Source organism: Streptomyces glaucescens, from assembly GCF_002154375.1.
GTDB lineage: Bacteria > Actinomycetota > Actinomycetes > Streptomycetales > Streptomycetaceae > Streptomyces > Streptomyces glaucescens.
Window position 1 is genome coordinate 1 of the sequence record NZ_MUND01000626.1, and the last position, 6582, is coordinate 6582.

General features: G+C 69.1%; 4 protein-coding genes and 1 pseudogene. 1 reads left to right on the forward strand and 4 read right to left on the reverse strand.

Going from position 1 to position 6582, the window contains the following annotated elements; all coding sequences use genetic code 11:
- A partial coding sequence (locus CCN42_RS33370; RefSeq protein ID WP_245877582.1) for an HAD family hydrolase occupies positions 1-1042 on the reverse strand: 1042 nt, incomplete at its 3' end.
- 341 nt (positions 1043-1383) lie between these two features.
- Between CCN42_RS33370 and CCN42_RS33375 the strand changes: the two genes are divergently transcribed.
- Positions 1384-1989 (forward strand): ankyrin repeat domain-containing protein, encoded by a 606-nt coding sequence (locus tag CCN42_RS33375; RefSeq protein WP_086741172.1) that lies wholly within the window; start codon positions 1384-1386, stop codon positions 1987-1989.
- A 227-nt stretch (positions 1990-2216) separates the two neighbouring features.
- Here CCN42_RS33375 and CCN42_RS33380 read toward each other — a convergent pair.
- From CCN42_RS33380 to CCN42_RS33390, 3 genes and pseudogenes are all read right to left on the reverse strand, one after another.
- Positions 2217-2656 (reverse strand): annotated as a pseudogene (locus tag CCN42_RS33380) (VOC family protein).
- A 702-nt stretch (positions 2657-3358) separates the two neighbouring features.
- Positions 3359-4702, reverse strand: coding sequence for a pectate lyase family protein (locus tag CCN42_RS33385; protein ID WP_086741174.1), 1344 nt, complete (start codon positions 4700-4702; stop codon positions 3359-3361).
- Positions 4703-4901: 199 nt separating this feature from the next.
- A complete protein-coding gene (locus CCN42_RS33390; RefSeq protein ID WP_143662106.1) occupies positions 4902-5306 on the reverse strand; it encodes a hypothetical protein in 405 nt (134 codons plus the stop codon).
- Positions 5307-6582 lie beyond the last annotated feature (1276 nt).

Sequence of the window (6582 nt, forward strand, 5' to 3'; positions counted from 1 at the left end):
GGTGGAAGAGCCCGATGGTCAGGTCGGGGCGGTCGGCCTTGAGGAGGGCGGGCACGAGCCAGAGGTTGTAGTCGTGGAGCCAGACCGTGGCGCCCTGTTTCGCGAGGGAGGCGACGTGGCGGGCGAAATCGGTGTTGACGGCCTCGTAGTCGGCCCAGTGCGCGGTCTGGTGCCGGATGAGGCCGGGTTGGGACATGAGGGCCGGCCACAGAGTCTCTTTGCACGTGTGGTGGAAGTAGCCGGCCCACCGGTCGGGTGGCAGCGGCAGCGGGGAGAGGGTCGGGCCGGCGGCCGATCGGGGCGGAGGCTGGGGTGGTACTTCGCCGATGTGGGCGGCGGCCCACACGGCGCCCAGGCGCTTGTCGGTCAGGGCGGCTTGCAGGGTCGGCAGGATGCCGTTGGGGCTTGCGGGTGCCTGCCAGGCGCCGTCAGCCCAGCATACGGGCGGGCGGTGATAGCCGATCACCACCGAGCGTCTCGTGGACCAGCCGAGACGTTCCAGCCCTTCGAGCACGGCGGCGGCGCCGTCCAGGGCCGAGTGGTGGACTCGGTCATCGGCTGGAGCCTGCTCGATCAGGGCAGATTCGGCATTGGCGACCACGACCGCGTGCGTGCCCAGGCGGAACAGCGAGAGGTCGTTGAGGGAGCCTCCGGCCGCGAGCGTCGCCTGGCGGGGCCAGCGACGCGCGTGGGCGAGCAGGCGCAGCGCAGTTCCCTTGTCGGACCGGGGCGGCAGGACGTCGAAGTATCTCTCGGAGGCGTAGGACCAGGAGCATCCCAGCGCTCCCGCTGCCCTGATCAACCCATCGGACAGGTCTTCGGGGGCCAGGTAGAACGAACAGCGGCCTTCCTGGGCTACCTGCTCCTGGTACACCAGGTAGGGGAACCGCTTCAGTGCCGCCCGGACCCGTGCGGTACCGGGCCATCCGGTGCGCAGCCGCGCCTCCAGGGCGTGGTCGTGCGCCATCCGCTCGGCATCGATGACGCTGGCTCCGACGTCAGCGATGATCCACTGCGGGCGCGGCAGCACGGTTGCCACCACGCGGCGGACTCACTCCCGACGGGCGGCGGTTCCTGGCGTTCGGCGCTGGGTTCCGGGCCGCCCGAAGACCGCTCAGCACCCCTTGACCAGGTCGGGTGCGGCTCCGGTTCGGGCTGCCGGGCGCTGCTGGCGTACGTCATGACAAGGCTCCTCACACAGGTGGCGCAGGGTCCGGATGGAATCCCCTCGTCACTTGCCAGAGGTGTGGCGAAGGCCGACAGTGCAAAACGCTCCCCTGAGCGCCGTTACCGAGCCGTGGTCGTGAGGCGGTGCAGCGTGTCCTGTGACATCGGATCTGGGCCGGTTGCCAGGGAAGTCGGATGGCCAGGCATGATCGGGGTATGGGCATGGCGGATCAGCTGACACGGGCTGCAGGGAACGGCGACGTGAGTGTGGTGGCACAGTTGTTGGCGGCCGGTGCCGAGGCGGATGCCCCGAGCAGGGCTGGGCGTACCGCACTGGATCTCGCGGTGCATGCGGGGCACACCGACACTGTTCGTGTGCTCCTTGCCGCGGGAGCCGACCCGGGGCAGCAGGCAGGTGAGTACGGCGAGTCGACGCCGCTGTGCCTGGCAGCGATGCACGGGCACACCGCAGTGGCGGGGGTCCTTCTCGATACCGGCGCCCCCACCGGTGCCCAGGGCAGGCTGGGTCACGTACCGCTGGTGCTGGCAGCGACGGCCGTGGAGCCGGGCCACCCGCAGACCGTGGACTTGCTGCTACGCCATGGAGCGGACATCAACGGGGTGATGAAGGACAGGACCCCCCTTGAGTGGACGGCCGCCTTCGGGCAGGTGGACATGGTGCGGCACCTGCTCGCCCGGGGTGCGACACCGACAGCGAAGGCGCTGAACGAGGTCCGCGACGGTGCGAAGCGGTCTCCGAAGGCCGCGGGGAAGTACGCGCTCATCGTCGAAGCCCTGTACGCCGCGGGTCTCCAGGGCTGAAGCAGTAGTACGACTGGCGCAGCAGCTCGCGGGCCGTGTCGGCATCCTCCGCCGACTGGAGGCCGTCGGCGTGGGCCAGGCTCTCGGTCTGGAGGCTCACCGTGCCTGACAGCCGTCGGTGAGCAGCTGGTCTGTCGACTGCGCTGTCTGGTGGAGCAGGTCGACATGGTGGAGTCTTCGCCCTGCCGCTGCGCAGGGAGGCCCTGGGACCGCGAGTTGCTCGGTCCTCAAGGCTTGGTCCGGGTATCAGTGTTGGTGTACTGGGCGGCGTACTCCTCGCTGGGCGGGACGACGGTGATGACGTCGATCAGCGCACCGTCCGGGGCGGCGATGACGAAGTGGCGCTGGCCGAACTCTTCCGTACGCAGTGGCAGTACTTCGGACAGGCCTGCCTCAGCAACGCGCCGCTGGTGCTCGGAGTCCACGTCGTCCACCTCGAAGTTCAGCAGCAAGCCGCCCTGGAGCGCGGCCCGGTGGCCGTCGGGGACGGTCGGGTGGGTGTGGTCGAGGAGGGCCAGCTCGTACTGCGGGGCGTCGGGGCGGCGCAGGCTGATGTACCAGGCCGCCTCGAAGGTCACCTCGAACCCGAGGTGGCGGGTGTAGAAGTCGCGGGAGGCCGCGACGTCCCGGTGGCGAGCACCGGGTAGGAGCCGCGGAGCTTGGTCATGGGCGTGGTCGTGCGTTCGTTCGTCATGAGAGAGGTCCTCCGGCTTCACTTCGCATACCCGAGGTATGTGAATCGTGGCGTTAGCACACCCTCGGTACGCGAAATGGGAAGGGCGGTGCGCTATGGGGGTCAGCCGGGCGGAGCAGCGGGCGGCCACACGGCACGCGCTGCCGGCCGAGGGGCGGCGGCGGTTCGCCGGCAACGCGGTACCAGGACGACGGAGCACGACGACTGTCGCCGCCTGCCCGACCACGGCGAGGCCCCCTGCCCGACACGCGTGTGGTCCGCGTGCGAGTCGGCCTCGCAGCCCACGCCCGTACGTCGGTCACGCTGGTCGTCCACGTGGGCGGCGGCGCCAGCGGCGCGGACGCGTACTCGCTGTCTGCGAAGCAGGGTCATCCGTCGGCGGCTGTGGCGACCGACGGGTGCAACACCCGCAAGGAGGTCATCCCGGCCGAAGCCGTCGAGGCACCCCAGGTAGCGGCCGGCGCCGCTCGTGGACCGTTTCCGTCGGCTTCTGACCACCGAGAACAAGGTCATGCGGCCTACGTGAACCGTCCTGTGGGCTGATGCCCGGCGACGCCGTGAGGGGCCCGGAAACGCATCCCGGGCCCCTCACAGTCCGTGGCGCGGAGGACCGCGCGGTATGGGTACGCGAGGGCCGGGGGCTCGTGGTCTCCCGGCCCTCGCGTGTCTCGGGTGCTACTTGAGCACGCCCGCCCCCGTCGTCGTCGCCAGCGACGTCGGCAGGTTGCTCGCCGAGGCCTCCAGGCCCGTCGTGAGGGTCGGAGTCCAGTTGACCGTGGTCTTCAGGTCCTTGGACGAGGCGGCGTTGTAGGCGGCGACGAGGTCGGTCACCGTGCCGTTGACGAGGTTGCCGGAGCCCTTGACCGAGCCGGTTCCGTCACCGCTGAGGAGCTTGGCGGCCTTCGCGCCGGACGGCAGCTTCCAATAGTTGTTCTCCGCGACCACCTGGGCCTTGGCACGGGAGTTGATGCTGTACTGCGGCGTGTACCCGTTGAGGGGCGTGACGTCGTAGTAGTTGTTGTAGATGTGGATCTGGCCGATGCGGGCCAGCGGGGCGCGCTGCATGATGCCCTTCCACACGTTGTGGTGGATGGAGACGCGCAGCCTGCCGACGCTGTCGGTGTCGCTGCTGCCGATCAGCATCGTCTTGTCGTGGTTGGTGAACTGGTTGCGCGAGACGGTCACCAGGTCGGATCCCTTGGTGATGTCGAGGGCGCCGTCATGGATCTGGTACTCGCGGCCGAAGTACTTCGGGTTGGCGCTGTCGAAGTGCGGTGCGTCGGTGAACGTGTTGTGGTCCGCCCACACGTGGGTCGCGCCGCGCAGGGACACCGAGTCGTAGTTGGAGTTCCAGTTGCCGTCGTCGCCGTCGGTCGGGTCCCACTGCGGGAAGCAGTCCTCGGTGGCGGCGAAGGTCAGGTTGCGGACGATGACGTTGTCCACGTTCTGGATCTGGAGCATGGCCCCGGTGAGGCCCGCGTTCGTGCCGGGGACGCCTACGATTGTCGTGTTGGCGGGGACCTTGAAGACGATGTTCTTGCCCTGCTTGGCCTGGGCGGCGGCGCGCGCCGTCTCCTGGGTGCCGGAGGGCAGCTTGGAGCGGCCGTAGGTGGCCGGGTCGTAGGCCTTGAGGTAGGCCGACAGCGAGTAGCCGGTACCGAGGGCGTAGTCGGCGCAGGTCAGCTTCTTGCCGCTGTCATCGGTGTTGGCGTCGATCATGCCGTTGATCTTGATGATGCGGGGCGTGGTGTCGGAGACCGAGCCCAGCGCCTTCACGAGCTGCGCACGGCTGGAGACGGTGAAGGTGTGGGCGGCGTCGGCCTTCGAGCCACCGGTGGTCCCCGTACCGGAGGACGCCCAGCCGTCCTTCGCTGCGAGCGTCTGGTGGTACAGGTCGACGGTCCCGGCGTTGGCGTTCATCACGACAACACCAGCGCCGGTGCCTGCGGCCACGACGGCCGCGCAGACGACGGCGGCACGACGGGAGCGGAGGGACCGGCGGTGGGAACGAGCAGCCACGGGGCTTCCTTACGAGGGGGGAGGAAAGGGATTACGTCCTGTCAGTGGCCGCCCGCCTGCGAAGGGTTGCCGCGTGCGGGAATTTTTTTCTCCGCTTTCCCGCCACGCGATGTCGTCCGAGTCCGCCTCCACGTCGCCTCACCCGATCTGCTCACCTCCAGCGCACTGCGGAAAGAGCTGGGCTGACGGCTGGAACCTCTCACTTCATGGTCGGCCGGCCGGACCTGCTGGCCTGTACGACGGGGCTCTCCCAGCGACGGACGAGTGACGCAACACCGCCGGGGATGCGGGCAAGGTCATCGAAGGTGCTGACGATGGCGATTGCCTGGCCCGTCGTCATCTGATCGACGATGTGCTGCGCCTTGCCGTGTGACGCCGTGAAGTGAATGAAGAAGCACTGGGACAGGGGCGCCGGGCGGCCGCGCCATCCCGGAATAGCGGGGCTCTCGTCGGGGACCTCGTACGGGGTGTACGGGGCTGGGCACTCACCGTCCGCCAGGAGGTGCATCCCGACCAATTCGATCGGCTGCGAGAACTCGTGGAATGGATCGCCGCGAGGACCAGCACCTGCGGAACCATCGGCTATCTGCGCTTCCTTGAGCATGACATTCCCGATGTACTCATCGCCGACCCCGCCACCGGAACCGCCCAGCGTCTTCCCTTGATGCCCGGGTCCGCGGCAGAAGACGTCATCCCCGACCCCTGGGGGTAGGTGGGCTTCGCCACTATGCGACGACGGCACGCTCCGGTTGGCTCCACTCTTGCCCTTCCACCACCTCAGGGACGCCCCTGCCCCGTGCGTGCCGCCCTCTTGTCCGCCCCTCCGGTGACGCAGGCTGGCTGACCATCCCGAGCGCGGGAGCCAGGCCGAGGATGCCGGGCCTGTAGCGGTTCCGCGCGCGGTCCAGAGCCGCTTACGGACGGTGGAGTTTCTCGTCGCGGTCGTCGAGCGTCCGCTGGCGAGCTGGGGCGAGCGGGCGGGCTGTCCGCGCTGGCGGGCGGTCCCGTGCGGTGGGCGGCCCGTCTCACGCCGCGCGGCCGCGATGTTCTCGCCTACGCCCGCCACCGCCCCCGCCTTTCCAGCATCGACCCGGCGCCAGGTCAGCAGCTGGTCGCAGTACGACCCACGAGCCCGGCCCGCCCGGGGCCCAGCTGCGCATCTACCTCGACCTGCGCCAAGAACCCGGCACCCGCACCAGACGCCGGACCGCCCGGCGCAAAGGCCGGCCCCGCCGGGGGGCGGTCGGTCTCATGACCGTCCTCCGTCGCGTACACCGCCCACCCCCGCGGGCCCTACGAAGGGTGGTTCTTGCGGTCCTGGTGGCGATATACCGCCTTCACAGCGGTAAGCCACTCGGGGATGTACCGCGCCATGTCAGCCGTTGGAACGTAAAGCACCGTCTCGTGTCAGGGGTTAACTACCGTCAAAAGCCAGAGGCCTGCGCGAACATGGCTCTCCTGGCGAGCGGCCACTGCCACGAGCTCACTGACATGAAGCCACACATCGCACATACTGTTCTGACGAACCGTCAGTCGCCACCCGCAAATTTCATCCGTCGCCCATAAAAAAGCTGACAGCCCCTCGGGAACCCGGCCGAAAACACAAAACACCCGGAACAAACCGCCTCGAAGGCGCTCCACCACACTCCGGATTCTCGTTGTTCGCGAGATCCTGGTGGGCACGGATACCCCGGATTGGGCACTGGGGACGGCGCGAGGCGGGACCTCCTTGACCACCCCGCTAACCCGCCGCGAGGGGAGGGCGGTCGGGCCGAGGAGTCGCCCTCTCGGGCGGCGGGATCTCCGTGCCGCGGGCATTGCGGACGGCGAGCCTGCCCAACCGTAGGTTCTCAGGCCCCGCCTCTCACCCCTCCCCCGCT